The following is a 23,089-nucleotide window of genomic DNA, read 5'->3' as shown; positions in this document are numbered from 1 at the left end:
GCTATTATGCTGAGTATTTTTAAACCTGCTCCTCATCGGGCGCGCCTGCCTGAGGCGGAAATTGACCCGACTTATCGTCGACTGCGCTGGCAAATTTTCCTGGGGATCTTCTTCGGTTATGCCGCCTATTATCTGGTGCGTAAAAACTTTGCTCTCGCCATGCCGTATCTGGTTGAACAAGGGTTTTCACGCGGCGACCTGGGTTTTGCGCTGTCGGGGATTTCCATCGCCTACGGTTTCTCCAAATTCATTATGGGCTCGGTTTCCGACCGGTCGAATCCGCGCGTTTTCCTCCCGGCGGGCCTGATTCTGGCGGCGTTAGTGATGCTGTTTATGGGCTTTGTGCCCTGGGCCACCTCCAGCATCGCCATCATGTTTGTGCTGCTGTTTATCTGCGGCTGGTTTCAGGGCATGGGCTGGCCGCCGTGCGGGCGCACGATGGTCCACTGGTGGTCGCAAAAAGAGCGCGGTGGGATCGTCTCGGTGTGGAACTGCGCGCATAACGTCGGTGGCGGTATTCCTCCGCTGTTATTTCTGCTGGGGATGGCGTGGTTTAACGACTGGAAAGCGGCGCTCTATATGCCAGCGTTTGCCGCGATTGTGGTGGCTGTCATTGCTTTCTCCCTGATGCGCGACACCCCGCAGTCCTGCGGCCTGCCGCCTATTGAAGAGTACAAAAACGATTATCCGGATGACTATAACGAGAAAGCGGAAGAGGAACTGACCGCGAAGCAAATCTTTATGCAGTACGTACTGCCCAACAAACTGTTGTGGTATATCGCCATTGCTAACGTATTTGTTTACCTGTTGCGCTACGGCATTCTCGACTGGTCACCGACCTATCTGAAAGAAGTGAAGCATTTTGCGCTGGATAAATCTTCCTGGGCATACTTCTTATATGAATACGCGGGGATCCCCGGTACGCTGCTTTGCGGCTGGATGTCGGACAAAGTCTTCCGTGGTAACCGCGGTGCGACCGGCGTCTTCTTTATGACGCTGGTGACCATTGCCACCGTGGTTTACTGGCTTAACCCGCCGGGCAACCCGACGGTCGATATGGTCTGTATGATTACCATCGGCTTTTTGATTTACGGCCCGGTAATGTTGATTGGTCTGCATGCCCTTGAGCTGGCACCGAAAAAAGCGGCGGGTACGGCGGCGGGCTTTACCGGCCTGTTTGGCTACCTCGGCGGATCGGTAGCGGCCAGTGCGATTGTCGGTTATACCGTCGACTTCTTTGGCTGGGACGGCGGATTTATTGTGATGATTGGCGGCAGCGTGCTGGCCGTGCTCCTGCTGATTGTGGTGATGATCGGCGAGAAGCGTCACCATGCTGCCCTTGCGCAGAAGCAACGGTAATACTGGCCGGGCGGCGCAAGGCCGCCCGGCTACTTCACGGTCGCAGAATGTTGCAGGCAGGCATTCAGCAACGCGAGCGGGCTACCGCTGATGGGTTCTTCTTTACTGACCAGCGAAATAGTCCGGTAAAAGGTTGGCTCCAGCGGCACAGAACAGAGATTATGCTCCACGCTGTTTAGCGTCAGCTCGGGTAACAGAGCGATCCCCAGCCCCTGACGAATAAAACTGATGGCCGTTGCCGGATGGTTAAATTCATATTTAATTCTGGGCGTGATGTTATGCTCTTTAAACAGGCTCATAATACTTAATTCATAGCGCCCTTTACTGATAATCAGCGGCTCATTAAATAACGCCTCAAGGGCGACATTCTCACGCTGCGCAAAAGGATGCTGTTCAGGCACTACCACGCAAAATTTATCGGTATAAACCGGGACAGAATACAGGCCATTTATCGGAAAATGGACAAAGCCGGCATCGATGTCTGCTTTTTGCAGCGAGTCTATTATTTCCGCGCTGTTGGCTTCATAGGGGATAATTTTAATATGCGGATAGTGCGTTTCAAAATGGCGCACGAGCTGGATTTAATGGCGGCGGCCAGTAATTTTCTGCTCTGTTACGCGCTATTTCTGATGGCGTGCCGTACTTTCACCGGCAACCTCTGCGACAAGAAAGGGCCAAAGTATGTGGTCTATCCCTGCCTGCTGGCCTTTACTCTTGGGCTGGTGGTGCTGGGCTATACCCACGGCAGCGTAACTATGGTGCTGTCAGGGGCGCTGATCGGTATTGGCTACGGCTCAGTCACCCCGGTATTCCAGACGCAGATTATCAGTTCGGTTGAGCCGCATAAAATCGGCGTCGCCAACTCGCTATTTTTTAATGCGATGGATGCCGGCATGGCCATGGGTGCCTTTATTATGGGCTTGATGGTTGAGGGGGCAGGGTATCGGGCGATTTATCTGGTAGGCGCGGTGGTGGTGGTACTTGCTGGTGCGCTGTATATCGTACAGATGAAAATGCGCGGCAACGTCAAGCTGGTTTCCACCAGAGAACTGCATTAAGCCGCTTAAATCTCAATTTCAATATCGCCTTTCGCCCTGCAACAGCAGGGCAAAATCTCGCCGGGCTGAATGAATGCCAGCGGTTGCGTCAGCCATTCGACCTGACCTGCCACCAGCCGGGTGCGACAGGAGCCGCAGTACCCTTCACGACACTGGTATTCCACCGTCACCTGATGAAATTCCAGCGCCGCCAGCAGCGACGGGTGCTCATCCTGGCACAGCAAATGGGTGCCAGTGATGCACAGCGTGACCCGGCTCATCAGAGCTGGAAATCGCTCAGGTCGTCGGTATTGACCTCAGAGTCAATCTGACCGACCAGATAAGAACTGACTTCCACTTCCTGCGGTGCAACCTGTACGTTGTCGGACACCAGCCAGGTATTGATCCACGGAATAGGGTTCGAGCGGGTCTGGAACGGCAAATCCAGACCCACGGCCTGCATGCGGATATTGGTGATGTACTCAATGTACTGGCACAGAATATCTTTGTTCAGGCCAATCATAGAGCCATCGCGGAACAGATAGCCTGCCCACTCTTTCTCCTGCAACGCCGCCTGTACGAACAGGTCATAGCATTCCTGTTTGCACTCTTCAGCGATTACCGCCATCTCCGGATCGTCGGTTCCGGAGCGCAGCAGGTTCAGCATATGCTGAGTGCCGGTCAGGTGCAGCGCTTCGTCGCGGGCGATCAAGCGGATAATCTTGGCGTTGCCTTCCATCAGTTCACGCTCGGCGAAGGCAAATGAGCAGGCGAAGCTGACGTAGAAGCGGATGGCCTCCAGCGCGTTCACGCTCATCAGACACAAGTAGAGTTTTTTCTTCAGCTCATGCAGGTTAACCGTGACGGTTTTACCCTTCACCTGGTGCGTGCCTTCGCCCAGCAGATGCCAGTAGCTGGTCATCTCGATTAATTCATCGTAATAGCTGGAAATGCCGTCAGCACGCTTCTGGATCTGCTCATTGGTGACAATATCGTCAAATACAATCGCCGGATCGTTAACGATATTACGGATGATATGCGTATAAGAGCGTGAGTGGATCGTTTCGGAGAAGGCCCAGGTCTCTACCCAGGTTTCCAGTTCAGGGATCGAGATCAGCGGCAGCAAAGCCACGTTCGGGCTGCGTCCCTGAATAGAGTCCAGCAGCGTCTGGTATTTCAGGTTGCTGATAAAGATGTGTTTTTCGTGCTCCGGCAGCGCCTGGTAGTCAATGCGGTCGCGGGAGACGTCGACTTCTTCAGGGCGCCAGAAGAAGGAGAGTTGCTTTTCAATCAGCTTTTCGAAGATGTCATATTTTTGCTGATCGTAGCGTGCCACGTTCACCGGCTGGCCGAAAAACATCGGTTCCAGCAGCTGATCATTTTTCGTCTGTGAAAAGGTGGTGTATGCCATGAAAGTGAGTCCTTTGTGGGATGCGTGCCGGATAGCGGATCCGGCCTTCAAACCGTGAAACCGTAGGCCGGGTAAGCGTAGCGCCACCCGGCAGAGTTCATCAGATCTTACACGCGCCGCTTTCGCAGCCATCGTCCTGAATAGACGGTGCCAGATCGTCCTGAGCATCTTCCGCGCCGTCGCGGGTGTTCTGATAGTACAGCGTTTTCACGCCAAATTTGTAGGCGGTGAGCAGGTCTTTCAGCAATTGCTGCATTGGCACTTTACCTGACGGGAAACGCGTCGGATCGTAGTTGGTGTTGGCAGAAATCGACTGGTCGATAAACTTCTGCATAATTCCCACCAGCTGCAGATAGCCGTCGTTATTCGGCATTTCCCACAGCAGTTCGTACTGGTCTTTCAACAGCTCATAATCCGGCACTACCTGGCGCAGAATGCCGTCTTTCGACGCTTTGATGCTCACATGGCCGCGCGGCGGTTCAATGCCGTTAGTGGCGTTTGAAATCTGCGACGAGGTTTCAGACGGCATCAGGGCTGACAGCGTGGAGTTACGCAGACCGTGCGTTTTGACGGATTCGCGCAGCGTTTCCCAGTCATAATGCAGCGGCTCATCGGTAATGCCGTCGAGATCTTTCTTATAGGTATCGATCGGCAGGATACCCTGCGCATAGGTGGTTTCGTTGAACCACGGGCAGGCACCTTGCTCTTTCGCCAGCTCATTCGAAGCTTTCAACAGATAATATTGAATCGCTTCAAATGTCTGATGGGTCAGATTGTTGGCGCTGCCGTCAGAATAGCGCTTGCCGTTTTTCGCCAGCCAGTAGGCAAAGTTGATCACGCCAATACCCAGGGTACGACGTCCCATTGCGCCACGTTTGGCGGCCGGGATCGGGTAATCCTGATAGTCGAGAAGGGCATCGAGCGCGCGCACGGCCAGCACCGCCAGATCTTCCAGTTCGTCGAGGTTTTTAATCACGCCAAGGTTGAACGCGGAGAGCGTACACAGGGCGATTTCGCCGTTTTTATCGTTAACATCGTCAAGCGGTTTAGTCGGCAGGGCGATTTCCAGACACAGGTTTGACTGACGAACCGGCGCAACCTGCGGATCGAACGGGCTGTGGGTGTTACAGTGGTCGACGTTCTGGATGTAGATACGGCCGGTAGAGGCACGTTCCTGCATCATCAGCGAGAACAGCTCAACCGCTTTGATACGCTGCTTACGGATGCTGGCGTCCTGTTCATATTTTGTGTACAGGCGCTCGAATTCATCCTGATCGGCAAAAAAGGCGTCGTACAGGCCAGGGACGTCAGACGGGCTGAACAGCGTGATGTCGCCACCTTTCAGCAGACGGGTGTACATCAGTTTGTTGATCTGCACGCCGTAGTCCATGTGGCGCACGCGGTTGCCTTCCACGCCGCGGTTGTTTTTCAGCACCAGCAGGCTTTCGACTTCCAGGTGCCACATTGGGTAGAACAGCGTCGCTGCCCCGCCGCGCACGCCACCCTGCGAGCAGGATTTCACCGCGGTCTGGAAGTGCTTGTAGAATGGAATACAGCCGGTGTGGAACGCTTCACCGCCGCGAATCGGGCTACCCAGCGCACGGATGCGTCCGGCGTTGATGCCGATACCGGCGCGCTGGGAAACGTATTTCACGATCGCGCTGGAGGTGGCGTTGATGGAGTCAAGGCTGTCGCCGCACTCGATCAGCACGCAGGAGCTGAACTGGCGGGTTGGGGTGCGCACGCCTGACATGATTGGCGTCGGCAGAGAAATCTTGAAGGTCGACACCGCATCATAAAAACGTTTTACGTAGTCAAGGCGGGTTTCACGAGGATAATTTGAGAACAGGCACGCGGCAACCAGAATATACAGGAACTGGGCGCTCTCGTAGATTTCGCCAGTGACGCGGTTCTGCACCAGATATTTGCCTTCCAGCTGCTTAACGGCGGCGTAGGAGAAGGTCATATCGCGGTCGTGCTGAATGAACGCGTCCATCTGCGCAAACTCTTCCTGAGTATAATCTTCGAGCAAATGGGTATCGTATTTACCCAGTTCAACCATGTTGCGCACATGATCATACAGGGCAGGCGGCTCAAACTGACCGTAGGCTTTTTTACGCAGGTGGAAAATCGCCAGGCGAGCGGCCAGATACTGATAATCCGGCGCGTCGCGGGAAATCAAATCCGCCGCCGCTTTGATGATCGTCTCATGGATATCGGAGGTTTTGATGCCGTCATAGAACTGAATATGCGAACGCAATTCTACCTGCGAAATAGAGACGTTACTCAGCCCATCTGCCGCCCAATCCAGCACACGATGGATTTTGTCGAGATTGATACGCTCGGTACGACCGTCGCGCTTTGTCACCAGCAGACTCTGATTCATGTAGTTTTTACCTGTCCGTGAAGAAATATCCCCCGCTTATCCACAAAACGTCGCTGTGACTAACTCTGTGGATAAATACTATATGTAGGGGGTGATGAATAAAATGAACGCTATATGGTGAGTATTCTAGTAAGGATTCTTTTGAGTACAAGAGTTGATTTTGAGGTTAAATTGAGGTTGCGGAAGCGTAAGAAAGGCAAAATCCACGTCACATAAGGGCTGGAGGGCATGTCAATATTCTGGAAAAAAAATAGAATTTTTGATCGAGCGCTGATTTCTTCGACGACCTGAAAGATTGCGCCGTTTGATACCGCGCAATCTTCAGAACTATTTTTACTAAGGTCAGTCGTTTTTGGCGGTTGTATGCAACATATAGTTAACGTCAACGCCAGGCGCGAGCTTAAAGGTATTGCTCAGCGGATTGTAATGCAGCCCGGTCATATGAACTTCCTTAAGCGACGTCTGGTCCACCCAGCCCAGCAGTTCAGAAGGACGAATGAATTTCTTCACGTCGTGCGTGCCCTTCGGCACCATCCGCAGGACATATTCCGCGCCGACGACCGCCATCAGCCAGGCTTTACCGTTGCGATTGATCGTCGAGAAGAAAACGTGACCGCCGGGTTTAACCAGCTGCGCGCAGGCATTTATCACCGACTGCGGGTCCGGTACGTGCTCAAGCATTTCCATACAGGTCACGACGTCGTACTGCTGTGCATGCTGAGCCGCATGTTCCTCGACCGTTTCCTGCACGTACTCCACGGTGACGCCGCTTTCCAGCGCGTGCAGACGGGCAACCTGCAAGGGCTCTGCGCCCATGTCCAGCCCGGTAACGGTCGCGCCTTCACGCGCCATGCTCTCGGCAAGGATGCCCCCGCCGCAGCCGACATCCAGCACCGTCTTACCAAACAGGCCGCCTGAGCGCTCAGCGATATAACCCAGACGCAGCGGGTTAATGCGGTGCAGGGGCTTAAATTCACCTTCCAGATCCCACCAGCGTGAGGCGACCGCTTCAAATTTGGCAATCTCCTGATGGTCAACATTCGGGGCCACCGGGGCTTTTTCGGCATTCATTGGCGCTTTTACTCCTTATTTGGCAATTCGTTTGAGTATATCAGCACACCAGGATGAATAAAGCCTTCCCTGAGCGCCATTCCCTTTACCTGTCTTATGACGATTGTGTTATAATTTGCGACCTTTGAATCCGGGATACAGTAGAGGGATAGCGGTTAGATGAGCGACCTTGCGAGAGAAATTACACCGGTTAACATCGAGGAAGAGCTGAAGAGCTCCTATCTGGATTATGCGATGTCGGTCATTGTTGGCCGTGCGCTGCCGGATGTCCGCGATGGCCTGAAGCCGGTTCACCGTCGCGTACTATACGCCATGAACGTATTGGGCAATGACTGGAACAAAGCCTATAAAAAATCTGCCCGTGTGGTGGGTGACGTTATCGGTAAATATCACCCCCATGGTGATACCGCCGTGTATGACACCATCGTTCGTATGGCGCAGCCATTCTCCCTGCGTTACATGCTGGTAGATGGCCAGGGTAACTTCGGTTCTGTCGACGGCGACTCCGCCGCAGCGATGCGTTATACGGAAATCCGTATGTCGAAAATCGCCCACGAACTGATGGCCGACCTGGAAAAAGAGACGGTGGATTTCGTCGATAACTACGACGGAACCGAGCGAATTCCAGATGTCATGCCAACCAAGATCCCGAACCTGTTAGTTAACGGTTCCTCAGGTATCGCGGTCGGCATGGCCACCAACATCCCGCCGCATAACCTGACGGAAGTGATCAACGGCTGTCTGGCGTATGTTGACAATGAAGACATCAGCATTGAAGGGCTGATGGAGCATATCCCCGGCCCGGACTTCCCGACCGCCGCGATCATCAACGGTCGCCGTGGCATCGAAGAAGCCTATCGTACCGGTCGCGGCAAAGTGTACATTCGCGCTCGCGCGGAAGTGGAAGCTGACGCGAAAACCGGGCGTGAAACCATCATCGTTCACGAAATCCCGTATCAGGTAAACAAAGCGCGCCTGATCGAGAAAATCGCCGAGCTGGTGAAAGACAAACGCGTGGAAGGCATCAGCGCGCTGCGTGACGAGTCTGACAAAGACGGCATGCGCATCGTGATTGAAGTGAAACGCGACGCGGTCGGTGAAGTGGTTCTCAACAACCTTTATTCGCAGACTCAGCTGCAGGTTTCTTTCGGTATTAACATGGTGGCGTTGCACCATGGCCAGCCGAAGATCATGAACCTGAAAGACATTATCGCCGCCTTCGTGCGTCACCGCCGTGAAGTGGTGACGCGCCGTACTATTTTCGAACTGCGTAAAGCGCGCGATCGGGCGCATATCCTTGAAGCGCTGGCGATTGCGCTGGCGAACATCGATCCGATTATCGAACTGATTCGCCGTGCGCCGACGCCGGCTGAAGCGAAAGCGGGTTTAATCGCGCGTTCCTGGGATCTGGGTAACGTTTCTGCGATGCTGGAACGTGCCGGTGATGACGCCGCACGTCCGGAATGGCTGGAGCCAGAATTCGGCGTGCGTGACGGCCAGTATTATCTGACCGAACAGCAGGCACAGGCGATTCTGGATCTGCGTTTGCAGAAACTGACCGGCCTTGAGCACGAAAAACTGCTCGACGAGTACAAAGAGCTGCTGGAACAGATCGCTGAACTGCTGCACATTCTCGGCAGCGCTGAGCGTCTGATGGAAGTGATCCGCGAAGAACTTGAACTGGTACGCGAGCAGTTTGGTGACGCGCGCCGTACTGAAATCACCGCCAACAGCGCTGATATCAATATCGAAGATCTGATTAGCCAGGAAGATGTGGTCGTCACTCTGTCTCACCAGGGTTACGTGAAATATCAACCGCTGACCGATTACGAAGCCCAGCGTCGTGGCGGTAAAGGCAAGTCAGCCGCCCGTATTAAAGAAGAAGACTTTATCGACCGCCTGCTGGTGGCCAACACCCATGACACCATCCTCTGCTTCTCCAGCCGTGGCCGTCTGTACTGGATGAAGGTTTACCAGCTACCGGAAGCGAGCCGTGGCGCGCGTGGGCGTCCTATCGTCAACCTGCTGCCGCTGGAAGCCAACGAACGTATTACCGCGATTCTGCCGGTACGCGAGTACGAAGAGGGCGTGAACGTCTTTATGGCGACCGCCAGCGGTACCGTGAAGAAAACGGCGCTGACCGAGTTCAGCCGTCCGCGCTCTGCCGGTATTATCGCGGTGAACCTCAACGACGGCGACGAACTGATTGGCGTTGATCTGACCTCCGGGGCAGATGAAGTCATGCTGTTCTCAGCCGCGGGTAAAGTGGTGCGCTTTAAAGACAGCGCGGTGCGTGCAATGGGACGTACCGCGACCGGCGTGCGTGGCATCAGGCTGGCCGGAGAAGATAAGGTCGTTTCGCTGATCGTACCGCGCGGTGAAGGTGCCATTCTGACCGTCACGCAAAACGGCTACGGTAAGCGTACCGCGGAAAGCGAGTATCCGACCAAGTCCCGCGGCACTCAGGGCGTTATCTCCATTAAAGTCACCGAGCGTAACGGCTCCGTGGTGGGTGCAGTGCAGGTTACTGACACCGACCAGATCATGATGATCACCGATGCCGGAACGCTGGTGCGTACCCGCGTATCGGAAATCAGCGTGGTAGGCCGTAACACTCAGGGCGTGATCCTCATCCGTACCGCGGAAGATGAAAACGTGGTGGGCTTACAGCGTGTCGCTGAACCGGTTGATGATGAAGAACTGGATTCAATCGACGGTAGCGTGGCAGAAGGGGATGAAGACATCGCCCCGGAAGCGGATACCGATGACGACGTTGCTGACGACGCCGACGAATAACGATTATCACCTGTCGTTAATACAGAACGCGTAAAGAAAGGGCTGGATCATCCGGCCCTTTTTATTACCGTTGCGGGTAGCGTGTTTTACCGCTACTTTATTTCCATCCCGATGGTTCTGATGGCTGCTTCCTTTGAAATACCTTGCCTCCTTTCGTAATACGCTCAAAATCTCGCGCTATATGTTTCGCGCGCTGGCGCTGCTGCTATGGCTGCTTATCGCGCTGGCCTCTGTCTTTTACATCGTCAATGCGCTTCATGACCGGGAAGCTGAAATTCATCAGGAATTTGCGTTAAACGCCGATCAGGCGCAGCGTTATATCCAGCGAACCTCCGATGTGATGAAAGAGCTTAAATACATCGCTGAGAATCGTCTTACGGCTGAAAATGGCGTTTTAGCGGGACGAAATCGCCTCAATGATATGAATATTCCTGAGTTTGCGCCGCTATTCCCTGATTCTGATTGTTCCGCTATGGGGAATACCTGGCGTGGGTCGCTGGAATCAATGGCGTGGTTTATGCGCTACTGGCGGGACAATTTCTCAGCGGCCTACGATCTGAACCGCGTTTTTCTGATCGGCGGTGAAAATCTGTGCATGGCGAACTTTGGCCTGCGTGATATTCCGGTAGAACGCGATGAAGCATTAAGCGCGCTACATGAGCGGATCATGAAATACCGCAGCGCGCCGCAGGAAGAGCGGGGGGATAATCTGTTCTGGATCAGCCGTGGTCCGCGTCCGGGCATCGGCTATTTTTATGCCTTAACGCCCGTCTATCTGGCAAACCGTTTACAGGCGTTGATGGGCGTTGAGCAAACCATTCGCATGGAAAACTTTTTTACACCCGGCAACCTGCCTATGGGCGTGACGATCCTCGATGAAAGCGGGCATTCGCTGATTGCGCTGACCGGGCCGGAAAACACCCTGCAAATCGATTCCCGCTGGATGCAGGAGCGGATGTGGTTTGGCTATACCTCCGGCTACCGCGAGCTGGTGCTGAAGAAAAACCTGCTGCCATCTTCCCTGAGCGTGGTGTATTCGGTACCGATAGACGTAGTGCTGGAACGTATCCGGATGCTGATAATGAATGCAGCGCTGCTGAATATTCTGGTCGGTATCGGACTGATTTGGCTGGCGCGGGTGTATGAGCGCAAGCTGTTTATTCCGGCGGAAACCGACGCGCAGCGGCTGGAGGAGCATGAGCAGTTCAACCGCAAAATTGTTGCCTCTGCGCCGGTGGGGATCTGTATTTTACGTACCCTCGACGGCACTAACATCCTGAGTAACGAGCTGGCGCATGACTATCTCAACATGCTTACACACGAAGATCGCCAGCGGCTGACGCAAATCATCTGCGGCCAGCAGGTTAATTTTGTTGACGTGCTGACCAGTAATAATACCAATCTGCAAATCAGCTTCGTTCACTCGCGCTACCGCAACGAGAACGTGGCAATTTGCGTGCTGGTGGATGTCTCTTCGCGCGTCAAAATGGAAGAGTCGCTTCAGGAAATGGCGCATGCCGCCGAGCAGGCCAGCCAGTCGAAGTCCATGTTCCTGGCAACCGTCAGCCATGAACTGCGCACCCCGCTGTATGGCATTATCGGCAACCTCGATTTGCTGCAAACCAAAGAGTTACCGAAAAGCGTCGACCGGCTGGTGACGGCGATGAACAACTCTTCGGCGCTGCTGCTGAAAATTATTAGCGATATTCTCGACTTCTCGAAAATCGAATCCGAGCAGTTGAAAATTGAGCCGCGCGAGTTCTCGCCGCGTGAGGTGATGAGTCACATTACGGCCAACTATCTGCCGCTGGTGGTCAGAAAACAGCTTGGGCTGTACTGCTTTGTGGAGCCTGACGTTCCGCTGCAGATGAAGGGCGATCCGATGCGTCTGCAACAGGTGATCTCTAACCTGCTGAGCAACGCCATCAAATTCACCGATACCGGCTGTATTATCCTGCATATTCAGCGCAGCGAAGAATACCTCTCCATTCGCGTGCGCGATACCGGGGTGGGTATCCCGGCAAAAGAAGTGGTGCGCCTGTTCGATCCGTTCTTCCAGGTCGGGACGGGCGTGCAGCGTAACTTCCAGGGAACCGGCCTTGGGCTGGCGATCTGCGAGAAGCTGATCGGCATGATGGACGGCGATATTTCTGTCGATACCGAGCCGGGCATGGGCAGCCAGTTCACCATTCGCATTCCGCTGTACGGCGTAGAAGATATGCCGCAACTTTCGCTGCACGGCCTCAGTAATAAGCGCTGCTGGCTGGCGGTGAATAATGCGTCGTTGTATCTGTTCCTCGAAAACCTGCTGCAACGCCACGGCGTGCGCGTCGAGCGTTACGAAGGGCAATATCCCGACCATGAAGATACGCTCATTACTGATGGCACCCCGCCGGAGGGATGGGGTGGACGGGCGACGATCGCTTTCTGCCGCCGCCACATCGGTATTCCACTGGAGCGCGCGCCGGGAGAGTGGGTTCACAGCGTCGCTGCACCGCATGAGCTGATGGCGCTGATGGCGAGAATTTACAGTCTTGATGTCGAAAGCACCGACAGCAGTGCCTCGCTGCCTGCGGGTGAAAGCGCTATCGCCGCCAATGACGACATGATGATCCTCGTAGTTGACGATCATCCGATTAACCGCCGTCTGCTCGCCGATCAGCTCGGATCGCTGGGCTATCAGTGTAAAACGGCAAACGACGGCGTGGATGCGCTCAACGTGTTAAGCAAAAATCATATCGATATTATTCTCAGCGACGTGAATATGCCGAATATGGATGGTTATCGCCTGACGCAGCGTATTCGTCAGCTCGGACTGACGCTGCCGGTGGTGGGCGTGACGGCCAATGCGCTGGCAGAAGAGCGGCAGCGTTGTCTGGAATCGGGAATGGATAGCTGTTTATCGAAGCCGGTAACGCTGGATGTGCTTAAGCAGACGTTAACCATTTACGCCAATCGCGTCAGAAAAGCCAGGGAATAGGGGAGTATCACCCCGGCCACTGGCCGGGGTGAAAAGGGGAATTACTCTTTATCCGCAGAGGACAGGGTTACCGAAGAAAGGTAATTCAGCAGAGCGATGTCGTTTTCCACACCCAGTTTCATCATCGCTGATTTTTTCTGGCTGCTGATCGTTTTAATACTGCGGTTGAGCTTTTTGGCGATTTCCGTAACCAGGAAACCTTCTGCAAACAGACGCAGTACTTCACTCTCTTTAGGCGATAAACGCTTGTCGCCATAACCACCGGCGCTGATTTTTTCCAGCAGGCGCGACACGCTTTCCGGGGTGAACTTCTTCCCTTTTTGCAGCGCCGCCAGCGCTTTTGGCAGGTCGGTTGGTGCACCCTGCTTCAGGACGATCCCTTCGATATCCAGTTCCAGCACCGCGCTCAGGATCGCCGGGTTATTGTTCATTGTCAGGACAATGATGGAAATGCCGGGAAAATGGCGCTTGATATACTTGATCAAAGTGATCCCGTCGCCGTATTTGTCGCCTGGCATGGAAAGATCGGTGATCAGCACATGAGCGTCCAGCTTTGGCAGGTTATTTATCAATGCTGTGGAGTCTTCAAATTCGCCGACAACGTTCACCCATTCGATCTGTTCCAGTGATTTACGGATACCAAACAGGACGATGGGATGATCATCGGCAATAATTACGTTCATGTTGTTCATCTATAAGGCTACCTTGCTACAGTAAGCTCTTGACGTAAGCGTCAATGTCGCTGATGTATTTTTTTATGCCTGGAGAGTCTTTCTCACGAATGACATGTTCCAGAGTTTCACATAGCTGCTTGCCGGGTACCAGATTAAGCATGGCAAATACTCCTTTCAGGCGGTGAGCCGTCTGCGCCAGCGCAGCGTAATCATCCGTTGCCGCTTCAGTATACAACTTCTTAACATCGTCCGGTACTGTGTCAACAAACAGCGCATAATAGCCGCTGGCGTGGAGTTCGGCGTTTTCATTGTTTGCGCCGGGAGCCTCCACACTCTCTTCCTGAGCCAGTTGCTCTTCAATCAGTTGCAGTACAGCATCCTGCATAGCATTGCTCATATTAAAATTGACCCGTAGCTGACCGGGGCCAATTCTTCGCACGCCAGGCTCATCATCGCTTAAAAGCAAGCCCGCGGCTGTAAGATTAGACGGATTATCCGTTAAAAAGAGATCAAATTCTTGACTCCCGCCTCTTTCATCCGGGGAAATGCATGAGGCACCCCAGTTTTCAAGTTGTCTGACGACGATACTGCGGATTTCGCTGGAGGTGATGTCAATCATCGCCACCACATCATCCAGCAAACGTTCATCCGATTCTGTCTCCGGCGCACTGGCCGCCATTTTCACATGCAATAAGTAGCGCGTGCCCAGTTCATCGTGAGATTTGATATTAAGATGGCCGCCCAGTTTACGCGCCAGCTGGTCGCAAAGCCAGAAGGTGAGCGCATTGGCCTTACCGTAAAGATCGGCCTGAGTATCGTTAAGGAACGGGAAGTGCAGATTGTCGATTTCACGCGAAGAGACGCCGTTGCCGGTATCCAGGATGCGGAACGTCAGGCGATCTTCTGCCGACTCGTCGGCGATCACTTCCAGGGTGATTTTGCCAATTTGTGTGGCGGTGACCGCATACTGGATCAGCAGCAGCAGGATCCGTCGCAGGGCATCACGGTCGCCATAACGCTGTTCGCTGGCGGGCAGGTTATTGTTGATCAGCAGCTGCAAACCTTTACGTTTTACCACCGGCAGCACGTCCGGCACTACCTCGTTAATCAATTCCTGAATCGAAAATTCACGGGAGGCGCTTTGCCAGCTGCCGTCTTCCAGCATATTTGCCAGCTGGATTTCATCCACCAGCCGCACCAGAATATCAGCGTGATGGGCAAGTTTTTTACTTTCGTCCGTCCCCAGCATCGCGGCTTCAGAAGCTAACGTTCTGGCCGGCTGTTTCAGCGCATCGCCGATATGATGCATAAAGGCGGTGCGGCCCTGCTGGTTTTTTTCATACAGCCGCTGAGCCTGTTTCAGTTTTTTACTGACCAGCACTTCCCGGTCCTGATCGCGGATGATAAAGATTTGCGTGCGCGGCACCGCCTGACTGCGGAACTGACGGATCTCGTACAGTTCATTGTTGATCGTCGCCTGAATCACGCCCTGGTGCTGATCGGCCATGCTGGTAATATTCTGCAAATTAAGATGCGGCAGCAAATGGTCAGCGATCTTGTTACTCAGTACCGTGCGGTTGGACTCCAGATCGTGCACCAGCAAACCCAGCGGCAGCAGGGAGACGATTTCGTCATTAATCGCGCGCAGCAGCCGCAGTTCATTATTCGCCACCGCTGGCGTGGCAGGTTCACCCTGTTGACGTATTGGCTGATGGCGGAAGGTGGTATAGCCGAACAGCGCCAGCGCCAGCAGACCGATGTTCAGCAACAGCGGCAGCAGGATATTTTGCAGGGTGTCCAGCAGCAGCGTGGCGAAAGGAACCTGCCACACGAGGCGCATGCCGGTGGAGTTGATAGCGGAAGCAATCTCAATACGCGAGCCGTTAAGGTTAACGCTGGCGCTGTCTGCCGCCTCCTTTTCCGCCGTGCGCAGCGCGGACGGCGTATTGTCCTGCTCCAGACGGAAGCTTTCCAGCGGCATAGTTGGCGGAATGATATCGTTAACCGGCAAATCAAAGGCCACCACCGTCGCCAGATGTCCCGGCTGGTTAAAGGTCGTGCGTAGCGTAAAGTAATAGCCATTTTGCCAGGCCAGACGGCGCAGGGCAGAGAAGCTTTCACGCTCGTCCAGCGAGTTGGCCTGCTGAAGCATTTCCGCGCGGCGAGAATCGACGACGCCGCCGACGTTGGATTCTTTAAAACCAGAGGAGAGATCTTTCAGTGGCAGCGTTGAGACCAGGATCAGGCTGTTGTCCTGACCGTTCAGATAATACATCGACCAGGGAACCGTTTCCGCGCCCCAGAGCGTATCCAGATACGTTGACATACGCTGGGTCATCTCCAGCGTCGAACTGTCATGCGAGCCAAAAATCAGCGCTTCGGTTTTCCGGCGAGGCTTCTCAAGGTAGTACACGTCCTGCTTGAGACGCGTTTCTTGTAGGCCTTCTCCGGCGGTGAGCGGCGTGGCGGCGACATTGTCGTAAAGCTGCCAGGTGGCATAGCGCCAGGTATCAACCCGTTTATGAATGGCATGAGTGATATCGACAACCTGATAGCTCTTGTCTTTGAGCCAGGCGTTGACCGCGCTCTGGATCATCACACCCATTGTTACCAGCAATACAATGATGAGCAGCAGAAAGTAGCGCGTAAGGCTTGCTGGCATCAGGGAGAACTTAGAAGGGCTCATTGTATCAGACTGACTCATTTTGCATGTGTACCCGTTGTGACCGCACTGAAAGACGAAAAAAGCTCAGAGCCGTTAGCGCAACTGAGATACTGTGTTGACCATGCTTTTGCATTGCAGCCACATTAAGAAAGCTGATGTAAGCCATTATGCTGCATGATTTTGTACTGCTCGCAGTATAAAGGGTAATGGATGAAATTCCAGACTCTTAACGAGCCAGTTACCTGATTTTTACTACAGCGAAACGGTCGTGGAGTAAGACACGTGGTGGGGATGATGTCTTCCTCTGGCGGTACAAAAGACAATTCAGGTACCGAGAGTCGCACAAAATATCAAACAAAATACCGCAACAAACGGAGCGGGAATTATCACCTTAAGTGATTAAAATGATTAATTAATAGTCGTTATGATTTCCAGGCGGTAGTACATCCTTTATCAATTAACGTAAAGAAAGGTAAAAAAAAACCGGATGCGAAGCATCCGGTAGAAATAGGGGTAAACAGACATTCAGAACTGAATGACGGTAATAAATAAAGTTAATGATGATAGCGATATCTATTCTAGTCGCCTTCACAGGTTTTGTTTTGGCAATCAGTGCTAAAACATTTTTTTAACCTAAGTGATTGATTGGGTTATTTAATATTTTTATTTTGATTATTAGTGCGGATATTTTTAGCTATTTGTAGCAAAAAAAAGTTCCCAAAAATTCACAAAATGAAACACCTATATGGAAAACTGAAACATCTTAGAAGTTTTCGTATCATATTCCAGTTGGATTATTCTGTATTTTGCCGCAAAATGGTTTCGCCGACGGGTTAATGGGCAACCAATAACCAGTAAAGCAGTGGCAACTAAAAAAAGCATATAAAAGGCATATAACAGAGGGTTAATAACATGAAAGTTAAAGCACTATCCCTCCTGGTACCAGCTCTGCTGGTAGCAGGCGCAGCGAATGCGGCTGAAGTTTATAACAAAGACGGCAACAAATTAGACCTGTACGGTAAAGTTGATGGTCTGCACTATTTCTCCGATGACGACGGTAGCGATGGCGACCAGACTTACGTGCGTATCGGCTTCAAAGGCGAAACCCAGGTCAATGACCAGATCACCGGTTACGGCCAGTGGGAATACCAGGTTCAGGGTAACACCGATGAAGGTTCAAACGATTCCTGGACCCGTGTTGGCTTTGCGGGCCTGAAATTCAACGAAGCGGGTTCTTTCGACTACGGTCGTAACTACGGCGTCGTTTATGACGTGACCTCCTGGACCGACGTCCTGCCAGAGTTCGGCGGCGACACTTACGGTGCAGACAACTTCCTGCAATCTCGTGCTAACGGCGTAGCAACCTACCGTAATACCGACTTCTTCGGTCTGGTTGACGGCCTGAACTTTGCCGTACAGTATCAGGGCAGCAATGGCGACGTTGACGGAGAAGATGCGGGTGGTCGTAGCGTCCTGCGTCAGAATGGCGACGGCGTCGGTGGTTCTTTAACCTACGATCTGGGTTCAGGCTTCAGCATCGGTGGTGCGGTTGCCAGCTCCAAACGTACCTCTGATCAGAACGATCTGCCGGGCATCTACGGTAGCGGCGATCGCGCAACCACTTACTCCGGCGGCCTGAAATATGACGCTAACAATGTTTACCTGGCAGCGCAGTATACCCAGTCTTATAACGCTACCCGTTTTGGCGGCAGCAGCAGTGGTGACGCATACGGTTTTGCAGATAAAGCGCAGAACTTTGAAGCGGTAGCCCAGTATCAGTTCGATTTCGGCCTGCGTCCGTCCGTGGCTTACCTGCAGTCGAAAGGTAAAGACATCAACAACGGCACCAGAGACTATGGCGATCAGGATCTGCTGAAATACGTTGATGTTGGCGCGACTTACTACTTCAACAAAAACATGTCTACCTACGTTGATTACAAAATCAACCTGCTGGATGACAACGACTTCACCCGCAACGCGGGCGTAAGCACCGATGATATCGTGGCGCTGGGTCTGGTTTACCAGTTCTGATGTGCTGACTTTTTCGGTAAAGGGCCTGCGGGCCCTTTTTTATTGCGCACGGATCGGGTGTTCAAAAATGGTCGAACAGGTGTACTCTTACGCCCCTCAGTAAGAGGATAAAAAACCAATGGACATGACATTTCTTCGCGCGGTGATAGTGACCGCCTTTGTTTTACTTACCGGCTGCGATAATGCACCGGTTTCTGCGCCTTCTGACACCACGCCTCCCACCGTGCTTGAAGGAAAAACGATGGGCACCGTCTGGCGGGTCAGCGTCATCAACGTAGAGCCAGAGCGCCTCGAATCGCTCCGGGAAAAAATTCAGATCCAGCTTGACGCTGACGATCAACTTCTGTCGACCTGGAAACCAGACTCGGCGCTGATGCGTTTTAATCGTTCGCAAAGTACGACGCTGTGGCCGGTGAGTGAGGCGATGGCGGATATCGTCACCGAGGCGTTGCGCATTGGCGCTAAAACCAACGGAGCGATGGATATCACCGTCGGTCCGCTGGTGAACCTGTGGGGATTTGGTCCGGATAAGCAGCCGGTCACCACCCCGGGCGACCAGCAAATCGCCGAAGCCCGGGCGCGTACCGGCCTGCAACATCTCACCGTTATTTCACGGGCAGGGCAGCAATACCTGCAAAAAGATATTCCCGATCTGTTCATCGATCTTTCCACGGTAGGCGAGGGCTATGCCGCCGATCATCTCGCCAGGCTGATGGAGCAGGAGGGCATTTCACGTTACCTGGTCTCCGTTGGCGGGGCGCTGGTCAGCCGGGGGATGAACGGCGAGGGCAAACCGTGGCGCGTCGCTATTCAGAAGCCGACCGATCGCGAGAACGCCGTTCAGGCCATCGTGGATATCAACGGCCATGGCATCAGTACGTCCGGCAGCTACCGCAACTATTATGAACTGGACGGCAAACGCATCTCCCATGTGATTAATCCGCAGACCGGACGGCCCATTGAGCACACGCTGGTGTCGGTCACGGTCATCGCCCCCAGCGCGCTGGAAGCCGACAGCTGGGATACCGGTCTGATGGTACTCGGCCCCGAGCAGGCAAAAGAGGTGGTCAGGGAGCAGGGACTGGCGGTGTATATGATCGTGAAAGAGGGTGATGCGTTTAAAACCTGGATGTCACCGCAGTTTGCCGGATTTTTACTGGCTGAAAAAAATTAAAAAGCAAGATTGTCGGTTTTTTACCGGCGGCGTTTTGCCAGAGTAGAGCTACCCTTATTACAGGAGCCTGCTTATGACACACACTACCCTTACCGATGCCGAGCGCCGCTGGCAAGCGGTGCTTGCGCGCGATGCCCGTGCCGACGGTCAGTTTGTTTTCGCCGTGGTCACCACGGGTATCTTTTGTCGTCCCTCCTGTCGGGCGCGCCATGCCCTGCGGGAAAACGTTCGCTTCTATACCGATGCGCAGGCGGCGCTGGCCGCCGGTTTTCGTCCCTGTAAACGCTGTCAGCCGACGGGGCTTTCTCCGCATACCAGACATATTGATCTTGTGGCGCGGGCCTGTCGCCTCCTGGAGCAGGAAACGCCCGTTACGCTAAACATGCTGGCGCATATCCTGGCCGTAAGCCCTTTTCATTTACATCGTTTGTTCAAATCGGTCACCGGAATGACGCCAAAAGCCTGGCAGCAGGCGCAACGCGCCCGGCGTTTGCGTAATGCGCTGACGCAGGGCGAGGCCGTCACCGACGCGGTAATGAACGCCGGATTCTCCGCCACCAGCGCCTTTTATCGTCAGGCCGACGCCACTCTGGGGATGACCGCGCGTCAGTACCGTCGCGGTGGCGAAGCGATGACCATCCGTTTTGCTCTGGAGAGTTGTTTGCTGGGGCGCTGTCTGGTCGCGGTCAGCGAACGTGGCGTATGTGCGATTTTACTGGGCGAAAATGATGACGCCCTGGTGGCTTCGCTTGCGACGATGTTTCCCCAGGCGCAATGCGTGCCGGGCGATAGCGCATTTTCCGCCGGGCTCAATCAGGTCATTGCCTGCCTGGATGGCGATCCGGCATCCCTTACGCTGCCGCTGGACATTCGCGGGACGGCTTTTCAGATGCGCGTCTGGCAGGCGCTGCGGGAAATTCCCGCCGGTGAAACCCGCAGCTATCAGCAAATCGCAAAGGCAATCGGTCATCCGCGCGCCGTGCGTGCCGTCGCCAGCGCCTGCGCGGCGAACAAACTGGCGTTAGTGATCCCCTGTCACCGTGTAGTGCGAGGCGATGGCGCGCTCTCCGGCTACCGCTGGGGAGTATCGCGTAAAGCCGCTTTACTACGCCGTGAGGCACAGCAGGAGGAATAATGCTCGATCTCTTTGCCGATGTTGAACCCTGGCAGGAGCCGCTGGGACCAGGCGCCACAATATTGCGCCGTTTTGCGCTCAGCCGCGCCGTGCCGCTGCTGGCGGCGATTGACGAGGTTGCGCGTGTCTCGCCGTTCCGCCAGATGATCACCCCTGGCGGCTATACCATGTCGGTGGCGATGACCAACTGTGGCCCGCTGGGCTGGACCACTGATAGCCGGGGCTACCTTTATTCACCTCGCGATCCGCTGACCGAGGAACCCTGGCCGCCGCTGCCGGGTATTTTTCGCACGCTGGCCGATGACGCGGCGACGGCAGCAGGCTACGCGGATTTCACGCCGGACGCCTGTCTGATCAACCGCTATCTGCCGGGTACTAAACTCTCGCTGCATCAGGACAAAGATGAAAAAGCGCTGTGCGCGCCCATCGTGTCCGTCTCGCTGGGACTTCCGGCCATCTTTCAGTTCGGCGGCCTGAAACGCAGCGATCCCCTTCAGCGCACGCTGCTGGAACATGGCGATGTCGTGGTATGGGGGGGGCCGTCGCGGTTGTTTTATCATGGGATACAACCGCTGAAAGAGGGCGATCACCCGGTCACCGGACGCTGTCGCTACAATCTGACTTTTCGCCAGACCTGATTTGTTGAATAAAAATAAGAATTATTCTTGATGTCAGCGCCGTGCAGTTTACACTGCTGGCTGATTTTTCTTGCGGATTGTATTTATGGAACTCCTCCTGCTTGTCTGGCGTCAGTATCGCTGGCCTTTCATCGCGGTAATGGCGCTAAGCTTAGTCAGTGCTGCGCTGGGCATCGGCCTGATTGCCTTCATCAACCTGCGCCTGATCGAATCCGTGGATACGACGCTGGTCGTGCTGCCGGAATTCCTCGGCCTCCTGCTGTTGCTGATGGCGGTCACGCTGGGCTCACAGTTGGCCCTTACCACGCTGGGCCATCATTTCGTTTATCGCCTGCGCAGTGAGTTTATCAAACGTATTCTTGATACCCGCATCGAGCAGATTGAGAAACTGGGCAGCGCCACGCTGCTGGCGGGTTTGAGCAGCGATATCCGTAATATCACCATCGCTTTTGTCCGTCTGCCGGAGCTGGTACAGGGGATCATCCTGACCATCGGATCGGCGGCTTACCTGGCGACGCTCTCGACAAAAATGCTGTTAATCACCGCCCTGTGGATGGCGTTGACCATCTGGGGGGGATTTGTGCTGGTCGCACGCGTCTATCGCCATATGGCCACCCTGCGTGAGACCGAAGATAAACTGTATCACGACTATCAGATGGTACTGGAAGGGCGCAAGGAGCTGACGCTCAACCGCGAGCGCGCGGAGCATATTTTTAATAACATCTACCTGCCAGACGCCAAAGAGTATCGTCATCATATTGTGCGCACGGATACCTTCCATCTGAGCGCCGTCAACTGGTCCAACATTATGATGCTGGGTGCCATCGGGCTGGTTTTCTGGATGGCCAACAGCCTCGGCTGGGCGGACACTAACGTCGCGGCGACGTATTCATTAACGCTACTCTTCCTGCGCACGCCGCTGCTTTCCGCCGTTGGCGCACTGCCGACGCTGCTCAGCGCCCAGGTAGCCTTCAATAAGCTCAAACAATTTGACCTGGCGGCGTTCAGACCTGAATTTCCGCAGCCGAAAATCTATGCTCAGTGGCAGACCCTGGAACTGCGTGACGTCACCTTTAGCTACCGGGATAACTCCTTCTCCGTGGGGCCGATTAACCTGACCCTGAATCGCGGCGAGCTGGTTTTCCTGATTGGCGGCAATGGCAGTGGTAAATCTACCCTTGCTATGCTGCTTACCGGGTTATATCAGCCCGTGTCAGGCCAGATTCTACTTGATGGCGAGCCGCTGGCAGCGGACCACCCGGAAGATTACCGTAAGCTTTTCTCTGCGGTATTTACCGATGTCTGGCTATTCGATCAACTGCTCGGCGCGGAAGGTAAACCTGCCGATCCTGTGCTGGTGGAACGCTGGGTCGCGCAGCTGAAAATGAGCCATAAACTGACCCTGGAAAACGGCAGGATCCTCGATTTGAAGCTGTCCAAAGGACAGAAAAAACGCGTGGCGCTGCTGCTGGCGCTGGCAGAAGAGCGCGATATCATCCTGCTGGACGAATGGGCCGCCGATCAGGATCCGCATTTCCGCCGCGAGTTTTATCAGGTTCTTCTGCCGCTGATGCAGGCGATGGGTAAAACCATTTTCGCCATTAGCCATGACGACCACTATTTCATCCACGCCGACCGACTGCTGGAAATGCGCGACGGCCAGCTTTCTGAACTCACCGGCGAGGAGCGGGCGCTGGCCTCTCGTGACGCCGTTGCCCGCACCGCGTGACAA

At 54.2% G+C, this 23,089-nt stretch carries 14 protein-coding genes and 2 pseudogenes; 9 read left to right on the top strand and 7 right to left on the bottom strand.

Translation table 11 applies throughout. The features are described from left to right. Positions 1–6: 6 nt before the first annotated feature. Entirely contained in the window at positions 7–1,359 is a 1,353-nt protein-coding gene (gene glpT, locus P0H77_RS14675; protein ID WP_276157583.1) for a glycerol-3-phosphate transporter, read from the top strand. A 29-nt stretch (positions 1,360–1,388) separates the two neighbouring features. On the opposite strand, the pseudogene P0H77_RS14670 reads toward glpT, so the two are convergent. Further along, a pseudogene (locus P0H77_RS14670) lies at positions 1,389–1,931 on the bottom strand (LysR family transcriptional regulator substrate-binding protein); the annotation flags it as partial. On the opposite strand from P0H77_RS14670, the pseudogene P0H77_RS14665 reads away from it, so the two are divergent. After that, a pseudogene (locus P0H77_RS14665) lies at positions 1,932–2,417 on the top strand (MFS transporter); the annotation flags it as partial. A 5-nt stretch (positions 2,418–2,422) separates the two neighbouring features. Here the strand turns inward: P0H77_RS14665 and yfaE are convergent. From yfaE to ubiG, 4 genes are all read right to left on the bottom strand, one after another. Beyond that, positions 2,423–2,677: a class I ribonucleotide reductase maintenance protein YfaE gene (gene yfaE, locus P0H77_RS14660; protein WP_276157582.1), complete on the bottom strand. Its 255-nt coding sequence runs from the start codon at positions 2,675–2,677 to the stop codon at positions 2,423–2,425. Beyond that, on the bottom strand, positions 2,677–3,807 hold the full coding sequence (gene nrdB / locus P0H77_RS14655) for a class Ia ribonucleoside-diphosphate reductase subunit beta (RefSeq protein ID WP_276157581.1): 1,131 nt from the start codon (positions 3,805–3,807) through the stop codon (positions 2,677–2,679). Before nrdB ends, yfaE begins: the two co-directional genes overlap by 1 nt. Before the next feature lie 100 nt (positions 3,808–3,907). Beyond that, positions 3,908–6,193, bottom strand: a complete 2,286-nt coding sequence (nrdA, locus tag P0H77_RS14650; protein ID WP_276157580.1) for a class 1a ribonucleoside-diphosphate reductase subunit alpha — start codon at positions 6,191–6,193, stop codon at positions 3,908–3,910. A 342-nt stretch (positions 6,194–6,535) separates the two neighbouring features. Next, positions 6,536–7,264 (bottom strand): bifunctional 2-polyprenyl-6-hydroxyphenol methylase/3-demethylubiquinol 3-O-methyltransferase UbiG, encoded by a 729-nt coding sequence (gene ubiG, locus P0H77_RS14645; RefSeq protein WP_276157579.1) that lies wholly within the window; start codon positions 7,262–7,264, stop codon positions 6,536–6,538. A gap of 159 nt (positions 7,265–7,423) precedes the next feature. Between ubiG and gyrA the strand changes: the two genes are divergently transcribed. Further along, on the top strand, positions 7,424–10,060 hold the full coding sequence (gene gyrA / locus P0H77_RS14640; RefSeq protein WP_276157578.1) for a DNA topoisomerase (ATP-hydrolyzing) subunit A: 2,637 nt from the start codon (positions 7,424–7,426) through the stop codon (positions 10,058–10,060). 133 nt (positions 10,061–10,193) lie between these two features. Next, complete coding sequence (gene rcsC, locus P0H77_RS14635) at positions 10,194–13,040, top strand: two-component system sensor histidine kinase RcsC (RefSeq protein WP_276157577.1); 2,847 nt, start codon at positions 10,194–10,196, stop codon at positions 13,038–13,040. 41 nt (positions 13,041–13,081) lie between these two features. Here rcsC and rcsB read toward each other — a convergent pair whose 3' ends face one another. Together rcsB and rcsD are read right to left on the bottom strand one after the other, a co-directional pair. Further along, positions 13,082–13,732: a response regulator transcription factor RcsB gene (rcsB, locus tag P0H77_RS14630; RefSeq protein WP_103674331.1), complete on the bottom strand. Its 651-nt coding sequence runs from the start codon at positions 13,730–13,732 to the stop codon at positions 13,082–13,084. A 16-nt stretch (positions 13,733–13,748) separates the two neighbouring features. Beyond that, a complete protein-coding gene (rcsD, locus tag P0H77_RS14625) occupies positions 13,749–16,418 on the bottom strand; it encodes a phosphotransferase RcsD (protein WP_276157576.1) in 2,670 nt (889 codons plus the stop codon). Positions 16,419–17,291: 873 nt separating this feature from the next. Between rcsD and P0H77_RS14620 the strand changes: the two genes are divergently transcribed. From P0H77_RS14620 to P0H77_RS14600, 5 genes are all read left to right on the top strand, one after another. Then, on the top strand, positions 17,292–18,410 hold the full coding sequence (locus P0H77_RS14620) for a porin OmpC (RefSeq protein WP_276157575.1): 1,119 nt from the start codon (positions 17,292–17,294) through the stop codon (positions 18,408–18,410). Positions 18,411–18,528: 118 nt separating this feature from the next. Continuing rightward, positions 18,529–19,584, top strand: coding sequence for an FAD:protein FMN transferase ApbE (gene apbE / locus P0H77_RS14615; RefSeq protein WP_276157574.1), 1,056 nt, complete (start codon positions 18,529–18,531; stop codon positions 19,582–19,584). Between the two features lie 73 nt (positions 19,585–19,657). After that, the gene (gene ada, locus P0H77_RS14610) at positions 19,658–20,719 is read left to right on the top strand and encodes a bifunctional DNA-binding transcriptional regulator/O6-methylguanine-DNA methyltransferase Ada (protein ID WP_276157573.1); all 1,062 of its coding nucleotides are present in this window, start codon (positions 19,658–19,660) and stop codon (positions 20,717–20,719) included. Beyond that, complete coding sequence (gene alkB / locus P0H77_RS14605; RefSeq protein ID WP_276157572.1) at positions 20,719–21,357, top strand: DNA oxidative demethylase AlkB; 639 nt, start codon at positions 20,719–20,721, stop codon at positions 21,355–21,357. Before ada ends, alkB begins: the two co-directional genes overlap by 1 nt. A gap of 85 nt (positions 21,358–21,442) precedes the next feature. After that, complete coding sequence (locus P0H77_RS14600) at positions 21,443–23,086, top strand: multidrug ABC transporter permease/ATP-binding protein (RefSeq protein WP_276157571.1); 1,644 nt, start codon at positions 21,443–21,445, stop codon at positions 23,084–23,086. Positions 23,087–23,089 lie beyond the last annotated feature (3 nt).

The organism is Superficieibacter sp. HKU1 (assembly GCF_029319185.1).
Taxonomy (GTDB): Bacteria; Pseudomonadota; Gammaproteobacteria; order Enterobacterales; family Enterobacteriaceae; genus Superficieibacter.
Note: the sequence above shows the minus strand (reverse complement) of the source record. Positions and strands in the feature narration are given on the sequence as shown.